The sequence below is a fragment of the Huijunlia imazamoxiresistens genome, assembly GCF_037132455.1.
GTDB lineage: Bacteria > Bacteroidota > Bacteroidia > Chitinophagales > Chitinophagaceae > Flavisolibacter > Flavisolibacter imazamoxiresistens.
Window position 1 is genome coordinate 154,016 of sequence record NZ_JBBBEI010000012.1, and the last position, 15,576, is coordinate 169,591.

Consider the following 15,576-nt stretch of genomic DNA (forward strand, 5'->3'; position numbering starts at 1 on the left):
GGCCGCCCCGGGCGGGATTGAGGAAATGTCCGGGATGCAGCTGGTGTTGCAAGATGCAGTTCAGCCAGGCAATTTATTTATTATTTGTCTGATGGAGATTGGGCTTCAGCTCATCGGGACTATCTTTAGTAAAGCTGTCCCAGGTTTCCCGCGAAGGAGTTTTCAATAAGTCCTTAATGACGGCAAGGTCGACGGGCTGCGCCGGATCAAAGGAGGACGAAGCCATGTAGCGCCGGATGCTGTACCATAACTGCCGGGCCGCGGGGTCCGTCGCCTCCTCTCCCAGGTTGGCGCTGGAGACCACCAGTTTGCCGTTCCCTACTTTGGCTTCCAGAATAAGGGCCAGCCGCCGGTTCATAAACCAGGTATCTATAGGCTGAACTATGGGCTGAAAGCCCTTGGGAAAATCTTCGAGGTGCATCACCTGCGCCCTGTTGGCAATGGCCCACCACTGCAGGTCGGTATGGGACTCGGTTGGAAACTGCGCCAGCATGGGGTGTTCTTTTTTAATGAGCATGCCCGTGACATGGGGCGGCTGCATTTTGAACCAGGACGTATTCCAGAACACCGGGGTAAAATGCATGACGATCTCTTTGCCCTTGACCACCTTTCCGGCGGCGTTTAAAAACACCTTGCCGCCTTTGCCCAGCACTTCTTCAGCCCTGGCATCCAAGGTATCGGTCACGTACACTTCCATGGTAGCTGCCTGCGGCAGCTGGGCGGGGTACACCCAGAAGTTCCAATCGTTTTGGAACGGGCTACCTTCAACGCTTACGGTTAATCGCAGCTGTGTTGCTTCCGTTATCGCGTGCAGCGGTAAAGAAATCTTACCCACCGCAAGGTTACCTCCGGCGGGATAGGTCTTCGGAGAAAACCTTCCCCCGGCTACCCTTTTGCCATCCTTGCCCGCCAGGGTCCATTGCACCACGCCCCTTTCCAGGGCTTCCTTTCCGTAGTGGTACAATTCCACATCGGCAGCCAGCGTATCGCGGTTCGTATAGACAAAGGTTCCGGTACGCAGCAGCGGCACGGTGGCGTTACAAAAGCGGCGCCACTCCCCTGCCGACACATACCCTTTTTCCTGCCAGAAGGCATTCAGCACCCCGATCATGGCCGACCCCTGGCCGGGAAAGTCCTGCAACCCCAACAGCTGGAAGCCCGCAAGGCCGGGCGTGCGTAGCGATTTTTCGATCTCGTGCTTATAACAAAGGGCCTGCAGTTTGCCGGAAGCCCACAGGAAGTCTTCCGCCTGCCCGTCCATGCCATGGTCGTTCAGCAGTTCGCGGAACAACTCAAAGTTCCGGGCGTGGTATACACCGGTATATTTCTGGATTTCCTTAAAATCAGGGAACACGCACCACTGCCCCATCTCGTGGGTCACATAGGGCACGGTAAACTTTTCGATGGCGGCGCGGTAGTCCGTAACACTTTCGGGCCGGCTTTTCGCCCAGGAAAGCCCCCGGGGACCGGACTTGATCATGTATTCGTTTTCCGGCACCAGCGGCCAGCTCATGGCCACCGAGGCGCCGGTATACACCCGGCGGCTGTCCTTTGCTTTCCAGTAGCGGACAAAGCCGGCCAGGTAAGCGGCCTGGTTGCGCCCGGCAGGCTCGTTGCCGGCCGCCAACATGCAGAACGAGGGATGGCTGCCGTAGGCCGCCACCATACGGTCCGTTTCTTCGTATATATAGCGGTCGATAAAGCGGCCATCTCCTACCGAGGTGCCGTGGTTGGGCCAGGTAGGGGCTTCCGGCTGCAGGTAGATGCCTGCTTTGTCGGCAGCTGCAAAAGCGGCCTCGGGCGGGCACCAGGAGTGGAACCGTACATGGTTCAGCCCGTGCGCCCTGGCTGTTTGGAAAATGCGGCTCCACCCTGCCTCGTCCATGGCCGGGTAGCCGGTCAGCGGTGCTTCGCCGTTGTGCAGGGTACCGCGTAAAAAGACCGGCCGGCCGTTGACCAGCAATTTTGTCCCGTCTACTTTAATCTCCCGCATGCCGAACGACAGCTTTTTTTCCTGCCGGTGCCCTGGCGTGCTCCAGGAGGCGGCCAGTTCGTACAAGGCCGGGCTGAACTCATCCCAGAGCTGCATTTTTTCGCCCATGGGAAGCAGCAGGTCGACCTGCAGGGTATCCCCTCCTTTCAGAGTAACGCTTCTGGTCACCGGCGCCACGGTATGGGCAGTGGCGGTGTTACAGCTTTTGGCCGCGGCCGTGAGGTTGCCGCGAACTGTCTTTACACCGGTATTAATGAGTGTAAACAATACCTTCGCCCTTTTCGCCCGGATATCGGGGTACACCTGCACTTCTTCTATTAAGGCTGCAGGCAGGGCCCGCAGCAGCAGTTTGCCCACCAGGCCGTTCCAGTTTCCCTGGGTGTGATCGGACACGCTGTGCGAATCGGGTCCCACATTGGCGTCCTTTATCCGGTTGTCCACCCGTATGGTCAGCAGGTGTTTGCCCGGTTGGAGCAGGGAGGACAGGTGAAAGCGGTGCGGCGTAGACAGGGAATTGCCTCCACCGGCCCTTTTTCCATCTACCCAGACTGTCGTTTGGAAATGCACCCGCTCCAGGAACAGCTCAATTTCCTTCCCCTTCCAGCCGGCCGGGATGAAAACCTCCTTCTGGTACCAGGCGGGACCAACATAATGCTTAGCCGGCGTGAGCCAAAAAGGGATTTTGAGGTTGCCAGGCTGGCGGTACTTCGCCAGGGAAGGACGGAAGAAAAAAGAGCTGTCGTAGATGCTTCCCGTCCATTTCGTGCGGAGGGTCACCTCATCGCCCTTACCGTTTTGGGCCATGGATCCCGGGAGCTGTATTTCAACGGCCAGCCGTTTGGTGGCCCAGCCCTCTGAAATGCCCCTGTCGCTGCTGTCTACGGCAAAACGCCACTTCCCAGCCAGGGAAATTTGCTGGGCCTTCAATGAGGAATGAAAGAAAAAGAGGAGGCCACAAAACGCCACACGGAAATTCATATAGCAAAAGGTTTGGGATTTGGGAAATTTGGGGACCCAAAGTACGTACACAAAAAAGACTTAGACGTGGAACATATTATGGTTTTGATGGATTATCTTATGGTGCACAAAAGGGAAGCGTAACTTTTATCCAGTTAAAAAGCAGCTACAGCTTCCAAGCTTCAAGGAAAAGGCCAACGGAAAAATGCCATGAGGATTTTTTAACTCCGTGAAGCAAAAACAACCTTTGCCTGCTTCCTCAAAAAATACAATTTCAAAGGGGAGTAAGGATTGTCCCATGAAAAAAATCCAAAAACCCAAAAAGACATCCCAAAAGAACAGGAAAAAAAGGCGCGCAGGTAGCGGTCGGGCCTGCAAGTTCAAAAATCTTCCGGCATAAAGCAGTAGTTCCTGTCTGGAGCAATGGAACCTGCACCGGCTGTAACAAGGGTTTACTTCGGCATCCATCCACGGATTTATTCCTTTTCCATTTTGCCCTTTTGGCCCCGGGCCGCTGATCCCGGAAGCTTTCTATATTCCCTTTTTCTTTTGGGAAGTGTTTACCCCCACCAACAGCCTTGAAGGGTTACAGGCCTGCCCGTTCTGAATATTCTTGCCTCGTGAACCATTCTCCAGCGCCTGGAAGACTATCCCAGATATTTTGAACTTTCATTTAAGCAGGCAAAAGACGAACGGTTTCTGCTGAACTGGCAAAAGATCAGAGTAGGGCCGATCACCCCGTTTTCCGGGGGACCTCAACCCAATTAAAATCCCTACTTGGAAGTGACCCTTTATAAGGGGAAGCCGACATAAGCTCTAAGTCTACCTATTCGCCCTGAACACAACCCAACTCCGTATTCCGTAAGCAGGAATGAGTAGAGAGGTCAAAAAGCATTCGGAACCCGGGATTGAATTATCAGGTAATCCCCGCTGTCTCCCTTCACTACGCGGGAAGGAAACTTTTCTTTATTTCCTGGTAAATCATAATTGAGTTACCTTTGAGGTCCAAACAGTTCTCTGAAAGAAGCCCTTTTAGGCCAATAAAGAAGTAAAGAAAAGGATGGAATAAGCCTTAAAAATTGGCTAAGATGTCCCCCAATTCGCTTTATTGCTTAATAAAAAGCTCAAACGATAGCCTCAAACCAGGAGGCTCAAACATAACGCCGACATAATTTATAATTCATTGAAAATAAATATTAAAAGTCCGGGAAGCAGGGCAATCTTAGAATTCCTCTCTCCGCCGGGCTAGTTCAAAATCCCTAAGACCTTGATAATTAAAAGTTATCAGGGCTTTTTTATTTCGTAAGGCTTCGTATGCTTCCTGCATAAACAGCCCCCTGGTAAAAGAAAGCCGGAAAGAATATACCTGACAAAACATATATGAACAATAATTTAAAACATCTTTCCTTTCTTAAAATCCTATCACGGCCTGGAAAGTCCCTGGTGCTGCTCCTGGCTTTATTAGGATATCCCTACTCTCATCAGCTTGCAGCCCAACCAACCCAGCTGGTAAAAAAGTATGTTGCCAAGTTGGTCAGGGATACTACGGACATAAGGGAGCCCCAATTTATTGTTTATCCTACATTGGCCTACGCACCGGAAACCCGATGGGAATTCGGGTTAAGTTCCTTATTTGTTTATTATGCCAAAAAAGATACGACCAACAGGCTCAGTGAAGTGAATGGATTCACTTTCTATACGCTGGAAAACCAGTACGGCTTCTGGTTTGACCATGCTTTGTACAGCCACCAGAACCGATGGTCCTTTATCGGAAGATTGCGCTACCAGAACTTTCCCCTCTTATATTTTGGCACCGGACCTAATACACCTGCTCAATACCAGGCCCGGGTAGATGCCCGGCAACTCAATATAAAGGAAAGAGCCTTAAAAAAAATAGGCGACAATCTATTTACAGGCGTGGAAGCTGACCTTCAAAGGATCTCCTCCGTAAACTTTGTTGCTCATGAGCCAACCTTTACGGAAAAGCCTTTAGGACATGAAGGATCATTAAACCTGGGTTTCGGGACCGGCATAGTGTACGACAAGCGGCATAACGTGATGAATGTCCGGGAAGGAAGTTTTGCGGAACTGGCCCTGCTGCACTATGATAAAAGGTGGGGAAGTGATTATTCGTTCACCTCCATAATTTCTGATAACAGGTTCTATAAGTCTATTAATGAAAGAGATGTATTAGCGGCCCAGGTATTTGGCCAATTCAGCGTGGGGGCCCCTCCTTTCAACCAGTTGTCCCTGATGGGAGGAGAAAGTTTAATGCGGGGGTATTATTTGGGAAGGTACAGGGACAGGAATCAAATATCCGCCCAGGTAGAATATCGTTTGCTTCCGCTTCCCTTCAGTTTTACGAAGAGATGGGGTGCTGCTGTATTTGGTGGAACCGGCAGCGTATTCAACCGGTTCCATGAATTTTCAACCCGTGATTTTGTCTTTGCAGGAGGAGCCGGATTACGTTTCCTGCTGTTTCCTAAAAAAGATATATTCACAAGGTTGGATGTGGCCTTTACCAAAGAAGGAAGAGGTTTTTATATCTTTATCGGAGAAGCATTCTAAGACGGACCTTCCATTCTACTGGAAGGCCAAACCGATCCTGCGCGCCCTTAATTTATCTGCGATCTCGGTAAGAATCAGCGGATCGTCGATCGTGGAAGGCGGGGAATAAGCAACACCATCTGCAATATGGCAGATGATCTTACGAAGAATTTTTCCGGAGCGTGTTTTGGGCAATCTTTTGATAATGACGGCACTTTTAAAACAGGCAAGCGCACCGATCTTTTCCCGGATCACCTGTACGAGTTCTTCTTCCAGCTTTTCTTCTGCTATAGTAGCGCCATCCTTCAATAAAACCAATGCAATCGGCCGCTGCCCCCGCAACTCATCTGCAATTCCTACAACGGCGCATTCGGCCACCGATTCATGAAGGGCCACCAGTTCTTCCATTTCACCCGTGCTCAAGCGGTGACCGGAAACATTGATCTCGTCATCGATGCGCCCCATGATGTAAAAATAGCCATCGCCGTCCTTATGGCCGCCGTCCCCCGTTACATAATAACCGGGAAAAGATTCGAGGTATCCTTTCCGGAACCGTTCATCATTTTCCCATATGGTGAGTAAACTACCGGGGGGAAGCGGCAATTTTACCACTACCGATCCTTCGCTGTTTTCCGGAAGCGGACTTCCGTTTTCCGAAAGTATCTGTATGTCATATCCGCAAACCGGCATACCTGCCGAGCCGGCTTTCGGGGATAAGGGTTCTACCCCCGTCATGATCCCCAGCATCGGCCACCCGCTTTCCGTTTGCCACCAATGGTCAATGACCGGGCACTGCAACAGCTCCTTTATCCAGAAATAAGTGGGCGGATCACAACGTTCCCCGGCAAGGAACAACGCTTGAAAATGACGGAGGTCATATTGCTTTACCAATTTTCCCAAAAAATCCTCTTTCTTGATGGCCCGAATAGCCGTTGGCGCCGTAAATAAGCTTTTTACTTTGTGTTGTTCAATCACCCGCCAGAAGGCGCCGGCATCGGGTGTTTTCACCGGCTTTCCTTCATACATAACGGTAGTGCACCCCTGGAGCAGCGGTCCATAGATCATATAGGAATGGCCTACCGTCCAGCCAATGTCGCTGGCCGCCCAGAACACTTCACCCGGCTCCACGTTATAAAAATAGGTCATGCTGAATTTCAGGGCGGTGGCATACCCCCCGTTATCCCTAATAATGCCCTTGGGCTTTCCCGTGGTGCCGGACGTATAAATAATATAGAGCGGATCGGTGGCCCGTAGAGGAACGCAACCGGCGGCAGCCCCCTGCTGGAGCAGGTGGGAAAAATCAAGTTCATCAGCACCGTTTAAGGCGTCATAACCCGGCCGGCGCTGGAAAAATACTTTGTAAGCCGGTTTGTGCTGTGCCTGCTGGATGGCTGCATCCACCAGCGGTTTATAGGGGATCACCCGGTCCACCTCGATCCCGAAGGAGGCGGAGAGGATCACTTTAGGCCGGGCGTCATCAATGCGGATGCTGAGTTCATGCGGGGCGAAACCGCCAAACACCACCGAATGGATGGCCCCGATCCGGGCACAGGCCAGCATGGCAATGGCCGCCTCGGGTATGACCGGCATATAGATGACCACCGTATCGCCTTTGGTAATGCCAAGATTTTGTAAACCGCCTGCAAATTTCGCTACCGCATGTTTCAGGTCCGCGTAGGTATATTTTGTGACGATGCCGGTAACGGGTGAGTCGTATATCAGGGCCGCTTGGCTCCCCCGGCCCTGCTCTACCTGGTAGTCAAGGCACAGGTAACAGGTATTCATTTCCCCATCAGCAAACCAGCGGTAAAAGCCTTTTTCGTTTTGACTTAATATGCGGGAAGGCTCTTTAAACCACCGGAGCTGGCGGGCTTGTTCCGCCCAGAACTTTTCCTTCTCATGAATGCTGTAATGGTATAATTCCCTGTAATTCATGACGTGCAGACGTTGGTGCCCAACAACCAGTAATTTACTGAAAAAAGAGGACACCCGCGCTCCTCCGGGAATAGAAAAAGGAGGGCTGTACAGGGCCCTCCTTTTTTCCGGAAATAAAATCAGCTGCCGCGCTATTGAATCAGGACGGTGCTGGTTTGTACAAATGAGCCGACCGCTACGCGCACCAGGTACAGGCCTTTGGGCACACCCTTCAGGTTAAACTGGCGCTGGTACACCTCATCCGACTTTCCTTCGCTGAGGCTTTGCACCACTGCGCCATTGCTGTTGGTCACGGTAAGGTATACGGTACCCATTTGCGTACTGTTCAGGCGCACCTTGAAGGCTCCGTCATTCGGGTTGGGAAATACCTTCAGTACTTCCAGGGTTTGCTGGGCACCGCCGCCGTTGCTGTTGGAAAACAGGGCCGTGGCGCTTTCGGGCGAATGATTTTCCGCCGCATCCGAGGCCAGCACCGTGTAGCCATACACCAGGCTGCCGGAAGGCGCATCGGTCAGGAAGGAAGTCCCGGTGATGGGCTCCGCATTGAGTTGTTTGCCGTTCAGGAAAATAGCGTAACCGGCCACGCCGATATCGTCGGTAGCCGCCTGCCACATCAGCAAAACTTTGCCGTCGGCGGTCTTGCTGGCGGTCAGTGCCTGCGGCTGGCTGGGAGCAACCAGGTCCCGGACCGTCAGTACCTGCACGACGGCCGGGGCAGGCCGGTACCGGTTGTCGCCGGGTTGGGAAGCCCATATCTCCGTTGTACCCAGCCCGGTGATGTGCACGGTACCGTTTATGATGGTCGCCACTCCGGCGTTGGAGGAACTGTATTGCACCTGGAGGTCAGAAGAAGCCGTGGCACCGGCATCGAAGTCGGCCGCGCCAAAAGCTTTCACGCCCAGTTCATTAAAGGTGATGGTTTGCCCGGCTTTCACCCGTGTAAATCCTTCGCCGGCGGTAAAGCCCCCGGCCTGGGCATTGCCCGAAGCATCGGCGATCGCGGTCGCTTCCCCTTTCAGGTCGAGGCGCAGCCCGCCTTCTCCGGTCAGGTCCTCCACCCTTACTTCATAAACCGCAGGAGCCACGGCGGTTACCGAGGCAATGGTGCCGGCCAGGTCGCCGGTGGTGACCAGGGTAAAATCGGAGGCATCCACACCGTTCACGTCCTCGGTAAAGACTACCCGGTAGGTGACCGAGGTGGCATTGGAGGCGGCCGTATCGGGAGCGAGGCGGGTGATCAGGCTCGCTTCGGGCGCCACGATATCCTTAACGGCAATCTGGGGCGTGGGCGGGGCCGCCATGCCGGTGCCCAGGAAGAAGCCCGGGTGCGGCGGCTGGTTGTAGGCCGAGTTCTGCCAGGCAATCGCCGTACGGTACTGGGGGTCGTGCATCAGGGTATAGATGCGGTGCTCCGTGGGAATGGTGGTGGTAAACACCAGCAGTTGGGTATTGTCGCTGCTGCGCAGGATCATTTCCTCGCGCCAGTCGCCAAGAAGGTCGGCGGTGAGCCCGGCGTTGGCCTTCGTGGTGTTGTTGGTCTGGGCCGAACCGTTTTCCGGCAGGCTGGGGGTAAGCAGGCGCTGCAGGGAGTTGGTGGCCCCATTCCATTTTTCCAGGCGTACGGTGCTGGAGTTGGAAGTAGCGTTATAGCCGGCGTCCAGCAATTCCCGGCTCAGGTCGCCATCCCACCAGATGCCGGCATTGATCGTGGGCCGGGAGGTGGAAATCTGCTGGCCTTTGCTGGAAAACAACCCGCCGGAGGAACCCCACATTTCGGCGCCCGGGTAGCGGGGGTCGATATCGGCGGCCATGGCACGGCCGATGTCGCCGGTGGTGGTCACGCCAAAGATGGTCTCGCCTGTCCGGGCATCTTTCAGCCGCAGCCCGTAAGGAGCATAGTTGTCTTCCTCTTCGTGGCAGCTCCACAGCTCCAGCCCGGGACGTTCGGGGTCCAGGTCGCTTAAATGCAGGGCGTCGCCATGGCCCTTGGCGTTGGCCCAAAAGCGCCGGCCGTTGTCGTTGATGGCCGAGGAACCGTTGAAGACCTCGTCCTTGCCATCGCCGTCCACATCGGCTATGCTCATCTGGTGGTTGCCCTGGCCGGCATAGGCGCCGTTGCCCGGTTCATTGGAGTCGAATACCCAGCGGTTGGTGAGCTGGCCATTGCGCCAGTCCCAGGCCGCCCGTACCATACGGGTATAGTAACCGCGGCCGAATACCAGGCTCGGGCGTTGCCCATCCAGGTAGGCCACTGCGGCCACAAAGCGGTCTACGCGGTTGCCGTAGCTGTCGCCCCAGGAGGCAACCGATCCGCGGGCCGGCAGGTAGGCCGTAGTGGCCATGGCCGCACCGGTCTGACCGTTGAATACGGTAAGGTATTCCGGGCCCGACAGGATATAACCACTGCTGTTGCGGTAGTCGGCCGCCGGGTTGCCGATGGCCAGGCCGTTGCCGTCCACGGTGCCGTCGGCGGTTTTGCAGGCCATCTCGGCTTTGCCGTCGCCGTCCAGGTCGTATACCATGAACTGGGTGTAGTGGGCGCCGGCGCGGATGTTGCGGCCCAGGTCGATGCGCCACAGGTGGGCACCGTTCATTTTATAGCAATCGATGTACACATTGCCGGTATAGCCGCTTTGGGAGTTGTCCTTGGAGTTGGAAGGATCCCACTTCACAAAGATCTCGTAGGCGCCGTCACCGTCCACATCCCCTACCGAGCAGTCGTTGGCCGAGTAGGTATACGCCACGCCATCCGGCGTGGTGCCGCCGGCAGGCACCTGGAGCGGAATGGATAAATACTGCTGCCCCCAAATGGAAACGGGAGCGGAAGGAGCCCCTTCCACCCCGCCCAGCACGGGCCGTACGGTATAAGTGCCGTTGGTGGCGGTGGTGTCTACATAGTTGGTGGAGGTGGCCAGCGGGGCGGCGTTCAGCTTCACGCCATCGCGATACAGGTTGAAGGCAATGCCGGAAGGGTCGGTACCCAGCAGGCGCCAGCTTACAAACACTTTGTCGGCGGCCGACCGCACGGCCACCACGCCCCGGTTGAGGTATTCCATTTGCCGGGGAGCGTTCACGACGGCATCGGGCAGATCGGGAGTGGTAAAGCTGATATTTTCGCTATATGCCGTTCCGCTGCTGTTGGTGGCATAGGCCCTCAGGAAATAAGTGGTATAAGGGGCTAATCCGGTTAAGGAGAAGCTAAAGGCACCCGTGCCCCCCGACGGATCCAGCACTTTGGCATCGGCAGTGGTGGGATTGGCGGTGGTGCCGTACACCAGACCACGCTCGGTGACGGTACTGCCCCCATCGCTCACCACATTGCCGCCTGCAGTGGCCGTTGTCGCCGCCAGGTTGCTAACGGACGGTGTGGCCAGGGCGGGCTTGGGCGAGGTGGCCTGGCCGGAAACGACCAGGTTGTTCAGCAGCAGGGTGCGGACGCTGGTGCTGCCATTCCAGGCGTAAATACGCAGGTACAACGTTTTATCCGAGGGTATGGTCAGCCCCGAAAGGGCAAAGCTGAAGGGATACAGGACGTCTCTGGCGACAAAAGCAGTGCTGCCGCCCGGGTGGCCGCCTATAATGACGGGAGAAGAAAAATCACTGTTCAGGGAATACTCAATGGAATAACCGTTGGAGTTGGCGCCTGCGGATCCCATGTTGAACGAAACGGTGTTGACGGTAAACTCGTAACCGGCCTGGGGGGTTACCGCAAATTGCACATAACCGCCGTTGAGGTGGGCGGTCGTGGAAGAAGTGCCCACCCCTCCCGGGTTTACGGTGAAGTGCTGGGTACCGACCGAGGTACTGGTACCGGAAAGGGTGCGGTTCGTGTACGTGGGCGCAGGAAAAACAGGACCCCTGCCTTCAGCAGACGCGGTAATGCCGCCTGTTGTGGTGGGAGTGGTGGTGGCGGCGGACGTCAGCGGCCAGGTCGCCACGGCCGATTGCGCATACAGGTCAGCCGATAGGCACCCGACCAGTGCCAGGATAAAAAAGTGTATTCTTTTTTTCATACAGCAAGCTTTATTAATAGATTTTGCTTAACAGGTTCAGGGGAAACAAAAAGCATCCTGCCGGCCTTCTGCAGCAGAAGCCAGATCGGCAGGGCACCATGCAGTCACCGTTCCTGGAAATCCCGGGAACAGCAATAGTGGAAACGCCTTAAAAATGGTTATAAGGAGGAAAGACGGAGGACCTAAAGTCGGGAGGACGAAAAACAGAGGACCGGAACTTTGCCCGGAGCGTGCGTAAAGTTGTTTTCATGTGCAAGCGTAGTTAATGAAGCAATACAAGGACCAGCGGATCAGCTGATGAAGGAACAACAATACGACGAAACCTTTGTCCAACTGCCCTGAGCTGTCCTGCTCCATCCTGCCTGCCGGGTCGGCAACTCCCAAAACAGGCAGTTCTTATTGGGTGAAGCTTTGCCCCCCACCGAAAATGTAAAACAGGCAGCATCCATCCACCGGTTTATTCCTTTTTCCCATTCCTGAAACCGCTTCCGGACTATTCCGTGACCTTTAGCCGGATGCTGTCGGTCTTTTCGGAGGAGGTACCCACCATCAGGAGGAAATCGCCCGGCTCTACCCCCCACTTCATGTCCCGGTCATAGAAGGCCAGTAAATCCGGGGCAATGGAAAAGGTGACGGTTTGCGCCTGGCCCGGCTCCAGCCAGATCTTTTGAAAGCCTTTCAATTCCTTTACCGGCCGTGGAACCGAGGAAAATTCATCGCGGATATAGAGCTGTACCACTTCCGCTCCCCTGTGGGCACCGGTATTTTTTACCTCCACGCTGAGGGTGACGCTACCGTTCTTCGGCATGGAGGAGGCACTCAAGCGCAACGGCCCGTACCGGAAGGTGGTATAGCTCAGCCCATGGCCAAAGGGGAACAGCGGCCCTGTGGGGAACCCTAAATGGTAGCCCCGGCGGGCGGAAGGCTGGTGGTTATAGTAAGCAGGAATATGCCCGGCGGTTCTTGGGAAACTGATGGGCAGCTTGCCCCCGGGGTTCACGGCGCCAAAAAGCGCATCCACCATAGCATAGCCGCCCTCCTGCCCCAGGTACCAGCATTGCAGCACGGCAGGCACCGCCTCCACCAGGGGGCCAATTTCCAGGGGCGGACCGCTGTTGACAAAGGCGCAGGTAGGCTTGCCCAGGGCCGCCACCCGGCGGACCAGTTCGTTTTGCCCGGCCAGCAATTCCAGGGTAGGCAGGTCGCCCAGGTGTTTTGGGGCCCAGCCTTCCCGGTTGGTGCTTTCATTGCCGCCCACGAACAGCACCACCACATCGGCCTGGGCGGCCACAGCCACCGCTTCTGCGATCCGTTTTTCGTTTTCCTGTTGGGAAAGCAAACGCACCTTATCGGCAAACCAGCTGTTGGTATCGGTAATCCGGACGCCTTCGGCATAGAGGACTTTCATTTGTCCGCCGTGCTTTTCTTTCAGGGCCTGCAGCGGCGAGACCGCAACCCTTGGCAGGGCCGAATAGCCTCCCAGCACGCACCGGTCCGCATTCGGACCGATAAAGGCGATCGTGTTGACCTTGCTTTTGTCCAGGGGTAGGAAGTTATGGTCGTTTTTCAGCAGCACCAGGGACTCGGTGGCCGCTTTATAGGCCAGGGCCCTTTTCTGGTCGTTGCCGACCACTTTTTCCGATTGTTCGGGGTCGACATATGGGTCGTCAAACAAACCCAGCCGGAATTTTTGGACCAGGATCCTGCTGACCGCCGCATCCAGCTCTTTCACCGGGAGCTGGCCATCCCGCACATATTGCTTCAGGTTTTTGAATCCGGCCACAGCCGGTGTTTCCAGGTCCACGCCCGCCCGGAACGCCAGCAATCCCGCTTCGTCAAGGGAAGGGGTCAGCTGGTGCAGGGTGTGCAAATCACTGACCGCGCCGTAATCCGAAACGATCACGCCTTTAAAGCCCCATTCGCCCCGCAGGATGCCGCTGAGCAGTTTTTGGTTGCTGTGCGCCGGCTGGCCCCAAAGTTCATTGTAGGTGGCCATAACGTTCATAGCGCCGGCCGCTATGCAGGCCTGGAAGGGCTTGAAAAAGATCTCGCGGGCCGTGCGCTCATCCACGTGACTGGGGGCGATATTGAGGCCGCCCTCGCTTTGGCCGTGCACGCCAAAGTGCTTCAGGGTGGTGGCTACATGCCGTTTATCCAGGTACACGCTGTTGCCCTGGTATGCCCTGACCTGCGCCACCGCCAGGCGGGAAATAAGGAACGGGTCCTCCCCCATCGTTTCCTCGGTCCGCCCCCACCGGGGGTCCCGCACCACGTCCACTACGGGCGCCAGCACGTGCTGGCCGCCCCGGGCCCGCACTTCTTCGGCCACCGCGGAATAAATTTCCGTCATCAGCGCTTCGTTCCAGCTGCTGGCCAGGCCGATGGGCACGGGAAAGTTGGTGGCATCCTGGGACTGCTGCCCGTGCAGGCTTTCCTCGTGCACTATCACGGGGATGCCCAGCCGCGTATTTTCAATAAAATATTTTTGAACCTGGTTGTACAGCAGCGCCGCCTCCCGGGGCCGGTAGGTCAATGGCCCCAGCGTAGCCCCTTCGTTGATGCGGGCAATTTCCCCCAGCCCGTTTTTAAAGACCTTTTCCGCCCCGGCCCGGTCAAAACTCCCGTTCGGGGCATAGATGGATTTATCCCACAGGCACTGGGTTTGCATCAGTTTTTCCTCCAGGGTCATCCGGGCTACCAGGTCCTTTGCCCGGGCTTCGGGAGCGAGCTTTTTGTTTTTATAGGCAGGCAGCTGGGAGAAGCCGATGAACGGAAGGCCGCTGGCTGCCAGCAGCAGGAGGATGATTCTTTTCATATGGTGTACCATCTTTGAGAGCGGGAATTTCCATCAAAAACAAATAAGCATTCCTATTTTTTTTCGCTCCTGCCCGGTCATAGCCTGTTCCCGAACGTTATAGGCTCTTGGGGGCCAGGAAGAAGAGAAATTTTCTATAAACTGCAGGCGCGGGAAAAGAGCAGGCTTGATGTTCTTCGTGCCCAGTTCTTCGGCTTCCCGGCGGGCAGGCTGGAAAATTTTTTATATTGATGAGCTTGGCCTATATTTATTTTCATGCATATAAACCCTGCCCGGCACCAACAGGCCTGGCAAGGTGGTGCTTTAATACTTTACCCCATATGGTTTTTATCCTTGCTATCGATTATGGCTATATCCGCATGGCCACGGCCGTCATCAACGGCTTGAATCATTATCACCATCTCCCCCGGATCATCGTTTATACCTTAAAAGCCGATACGGAAAAAATAGCGGATCATTTTAAGCGCTCTGCCAATGTGGAGGTGATTGAATTTACCGATGGAGGGCTCCATTATGGCCAATGGCACCCGCTGATATGGGCCAAAATAGAGGCGTTCCGCCTGGATATCCAGGAGACCGTCCTGTTCCTGGACGCGGATATGATCATCTATTCGAACCTTCAAAAATATTTCGATGATTTTACGGCTTCCAAAAAATTGATCGGCGCTTCCCCCGATTTTGCGCCCTTTGTCAAACAATTCAATTCGGGGTTCGACTTCCGGCAGTTCTTCTTCCGGCATTTTTTCAACAGTAACAATTACCTGATGGAAGCAGCTTTTAACGCCGGGGCGCTGCTGTTCCGGCCGGACAAGGCGGTTTACCAGGAACTCATGGCCCTTGCCCGGGCTTTCCACGAGGTGGCCTTTTACCCGGAACAGGCCATTTTGAACCTGCTTTGCCTCCAAAGGGACGGCTGGCACCGCATGGATGACCTGAGCATCATGCCCTTTTCGCCGCGTATCCTTTCGGGAAAGGATTATGGCATGCTGCATTTCTTTACGCCAAGGCCCGCCGTGATGCAGGCACCGATTATCCGGGACGGCGAACCCGGCTTGCAGGAAATGATGGCCTGGTTCGAGGAGTGTTACGGGGTTCCCTACCCGCTGGAAAAGATCGAGGACGACTTCAAAAGACGGCTGGAAAATACCTGGAGTGTACCCGACCACCCACGATCCTTCCCCGGGATGCCCAACATTGCCCTGCCGCCGGTGAAAAACCTGCAAGCGGCATTCGACATCTAGGGGTCCTTATAACCACCTAAAGAAATTGCCTGGAAGGTAAACAGGTTTACAGGGCCGGTATCTTTGCCCTGCCCA

Annotated in this window: 6 protein-coding genes; 2 read left to right on the forward strand and 4 right to left on the reverse strand. The window is 55.2% G+C overall.

Features of this window, described 5'->3' with window-relative positions:
* Positions 1–73 precede the first annotated feature (73 nt).
* Positions 74–2,971 carry an exo-beta-1,4-galactosidase gene (locus V9K67_RS15750; protein ID WP_336724013.1) on the reverse strand — a complete coding sequence of 966 codons (2,898 nt, stop codon included), beginning with the start codon at positions 2,969–2,971 and terminating at the stop codon, positions 74–76.
* A 1,359-nt stretch (positions 2,972–4,330) separates the two neighbouring features.
* Here V9K67_RS15750 and V9K67_RS15755 point away from each other — a divergent pair.
* The gene (locus V9K67_RS15755) at positions 4,331–5,518 is read left to right on the forward strand and encodes a BamA/TamA family outer membrane protein (protein WP_336724015.1); all 1,188 of its coding nucleotides are present in this window, start codon (positions 4,331–4,333) and stop codon (positions 5,516–5,518) included.
* Between the two features lie 15 nt (positions 5,519–5,533).
* Here V9K67_RS15755 and V9K67_RS15760 read toward each other — a convergent pair whose 3' ends face one another.
* The 3 genes from V9K67_RS15760 to V9K67_RS15770 form a co-directional block, all read right to left on the reverse strand.
* The gene (locus V9K67_RS15760; RefSeq protein WP_336724016.1) at positions 5,534–7,432 is read right to left on the reverse strand and encodes an AMP-binding protein; all 1,899 of its coding nucleotides are present in this window, start codon (positions 7,430–7,432) and stop codon (positions 5,534–5,536) included.
* A gap of 131 nt (positions 7,433–7,563) precedes the next feature.
* Complete coding sequence (locus tag V9K67_RS15765; protein ID WP_336724017.1) at positions 7,564–11,445, reverse strand: rhamnogalacturonan lyase family protein; 3,882 nt, start codon at positions 11,443–11,445, stop codon at positions 7,564–7,566.
* A gap of 493 nt (positions 11,446–11,938) precedes the next feature.
* Positions 11,939–14,260 carry a glycoside hydrolase family 3 N-terminal domain-containing protein gene (locus tag V9K67_RS15770; protein WP_336724019.1) on the reverse strand — a complete coding sequence of 774 codons (2,322 nt, stop codon included), beginning with the start codon at positions 14,258–14,260 and terminating at the stop codon, positions 11,939–11,941.
* A 320-nt stretch (positions 14,261–14,580) separates the two neighbouring features.
* On the opposite strand from V9K67_RS15770, the gene V9K67_RS15775 reads away from it, so the two are divergent.
* Positions 14,581–15,501 carry a glycosyltransferase gene (locus V9K67_RS15775; protein ID WP_336724020.1) on the forward strand — a complete coding sequence of 307 codons (921 nt, stop codon included), beginning with the start codon at positions 14,581–14,583 and terminating at the stop codon, positions 15,499–15,501.
* Positions 15,502–15,576 lie beyond the last annotated feature (75 nt).

Coding starts and splice junctions, on each gene's coding strand:
- V9K67_RS15775 (WP_336724020.1), top strand. CDS start 14,581: ATGGTTTTTATCCTTGCTATCGATTATGGCTATATCCGCATGGCCACG.
- V9K67_RS15755 (WP_336724015.1), top strand. CDS start 4,331: ATGAACAATAATTTAAAACATCTTTCCTTTCTTAAAATCCTATCACGG.
- V9K67_RS15760 (WP_336724016.1), bottom strand. CDS start 7,432: ATGAATTACAGGGAATTATACCATTACAGCATTCATGAGAAGGAAAAG.
- V9K67_RS15750 (WP_336724013.1), bottom strand. CDS start 2,971: ATGAATTTCCGTGTGGCGTTTTGTGGCCTCCTCTTTTTCTTTCATTCC.
- V9K67_RS15770 (WP_336724019.1), bottom strand. CDS start 14,260: ATGAAAAGAATCATCCTCCTGCTGCTGGCAGCCAGCGGCCTTCCGTTC.
- V9K67_RS15765 (WP_336724017.1), bottom strand. CDS start 11,445: ATGAAAAAAAGAATACACTTTTTTATCCTGGCACTGGTCGGGTGCCTA.